The following is a 2,095-nucleotide window of genomic DNA, read 5'->3' on the forward strand; positions in this document are numbered from 1 at the left end:
AGCATCGAGTCGGACTGCTTGGCCATCAGTCGCAACATCACCCATTCCGCCGCCCGCGCCGGGAGGCTGGCGCCCACCTCCACGGTGCTGGCCAACGTCACTACCGTCGCTGCGCCGGCCGGTCGCAGCGTCCAGCGGTTGGCGACTTTGCGCAGCAGAATCGGCATCCCCTCGATGTCATAGGCCAGCGTGGTCGGTGCTTCGCACTCGGTGACGCGCTCGACCAGCACATTGCTACCCATCTGGACGCGGCGGGTGGCACCCAGCAGTCCGCCACCGGGCCCTCGGTTCAGCACGCTCGAATGGTCGGCATTGTCCGCCCACGAACTCAGCGCCCCGAAGTCGGCCAGTAGTTCCCAGACCGTCTGCGTGGGCGCCAGGATCCTCTGGCTGCGGCTGATCTGCGCCACGTCGCCATCCAACACCATGTCCGAGCGCAATCGAGTAAGTTCCGCGTGCTGAGTGCGACCGAGCCCAGCCTGACCACCGGGTTTGTCGTGTCGCTACGGTTGAGGGCGACTGTGGACAGACGACAGAACAGCAGAGGCGGCCGATCACCCGATGTATGACCAGGTCAACTACGACGCGGCAGACCCCGCTGACATCGGATACCGCTTGGATCCGGTGCTGGCGCGCAGTTGGCTGTTGGTCAACGGGGCGCACGCCGACCGGTTCGAAGCGGCGACGCGCTCTCGCGCCGACATCGTGGTCCTCGACATCGAAGACGCGGTCGCGCCCAAAGACAAGGATGTGGCTCGCGACAATGTGGTGCGTTGGTTGAGCGCAGACCACACCGACTGGGTCCGGATCAACGGCTTCGGCACGCCGTGGTGGGCCGAGGATGTTGCGCAGTTGGCGCAGACGCAGGTGGGTGGCGTAATGCTCGCGATGGTCGAGTCGGTGGACCATGTCACCGAAACCGCCAAGCGGCTGCCCAACAAACCGATCGTGGCGCTGGTCGAGACGGCCCGCGGGCTGGAACGAATCACCGAGATCGCCGCGGCGAAGGGCACCTTCCGGCTGGCTTTCGGGATCGGCGACTTTCGCCGCGACACCGGATTCGGCGAAGACCCGACTACGCTGGCGTATGCCCGGTCCCGTTTCACTATCGCCGCCAAGGCGGCCGGGCTGCCGAGCGCCATCGACGGACCGACCATCGGCTCCAACCCGCTGAAGTTGATCGAAGCGACGGCGGTGTCTGTCGAGTTCGGCATGACCGGCAAGATCTGCCTGTCACCTGACCAGTGCGCGGTGGTCAACGAGGGGCTATCGCCCTCGCAAGATGAAATCGGCTGGGCGAAGGAGTTTTTCGCCGAATTCGAGCGTGACGGGGGAGAGATCCGCAATGGGTCGGACCTCCCGCGCATCGCGCGGGCCACCAAAATCCTGGATCTGGCCCGGTCCTACGGCATCGTGGCGTCCGAATTCGAAGATGAACCGGTCCACTCGCCCGCCCCGTCGGACACCTATCACTACTAAGTGAGCGCACCGCGGCGGATCCGCGTGGGACGGATCTACGACGAGCTGAGCCCCGACGACGGCCAGCGGGTGTTGGTGGACCGGATATGGCCGCGTGGTATTCGCAAAGACGATCCGCGGGTGGGCATGTGGTGCAAAGACGTCGCACCGACCAAGGAGTTGCGTGACTGGTACCACCACCAACCGGAACGCTTCGACGAATTCGCCGCGCGGTATGAGGCGGAGTTGGCGGGGAACCCGGCGCTGAAGGAGCTGCGCGAGCTGGCCAAGCAAGGCGTGCTCACCCTGGTCACCGCCGCGCGGGAGGTGGAGGGCAGCCATGCTGCGGTGCTGGCCAATCTGCTCAGGCACCGCTGAGGCGCGTGAGACGATCGTCGGATGCGATTGGGTCTGCACGCCTTGGGAATTGGCACCGGCGCCGAGCGCGCGGTGATTGACGCCGTCGCGTCGACGGCCGACGAATCCGGGTTCGCGACCCTGTGGGCGGGTGAACATGTCGTGATGGTCGATCGCTCGGGGTCGCGTTATCCGTATTCCGACGACGGCGTCATTGCTGTTCCCGCCCAGGCGGATTGGCTCGATCCCATGGTGGCCCTCGGCTTCGCCGCTGCCGCCT

Annotated in this window: 3 protein-coding genes and 1 pseudogene; 3 read left to right on the forward strand and 1 reads right to left on the reverse strand. The window is 65.9% G+C overall.

Features of this window, described 5'->3' with window-relative positions:
• A partial coding sequence (locus A9W95_RS15050) for an SRPBCC family protein (protein ID WP_067414095.1) occupies nucleotides 1-428 on the reverse strand: 428 nt, incomplete at its 3' end.
• A gap of 133 nt (nucleotides 429-561) precedes the next feature.
• On the opposite strand from A9W95_RS15050, the gene A9W95_RS15055 reads away from it, so the two are divergent.
• From A9W95_RS15055 to A9W95_RS15065, 3 genes and pseudogenes are all read left to right on the forward strand, one after another.
• Nucleotides 562-1,479 carry a CoA ester lyase gene (locus A9W95_RS15055; RefSeq protein ID WP_067414098.1) on the forward strand — a complete coding sequence of 306 codons (918 nt, stop codon included), beginning with the start codon at nucleotides 562-564 and terminating at the stop codon, nucleotides 1,477-1,479.
• Nucleotides 1,480-1,836 (forward strand): DUF488 domain-containing protein, encoded by a 357-nt coding sequence (locus A9W95_RS15060; RefSeq protein WP_067414100.1) that lies wholly within the window; start codon nucleotides 1,480-1,482, stop codon nucleotides 1,834-1,836. It begins immediately after the preceding gene.
• Nucleotides 1,837-1,857: 21 nt separating this feature from the next.
• A pseudogene (locus A9W95_RS15065) lies at nucleotides 1,858-2,095 on the forward strand (LLM class F420-dependent oxidoreductase); the annotation flags it as partial.

It is taken from the genome of Mycobacterium sp. 1423905.2 (assembly GCF_001673155.1).
GTDB lineage: Bacteria > Actinomycetota > Actinomycetes > Mycobacteriales > Mycobacteriaceae > Mycobacterium.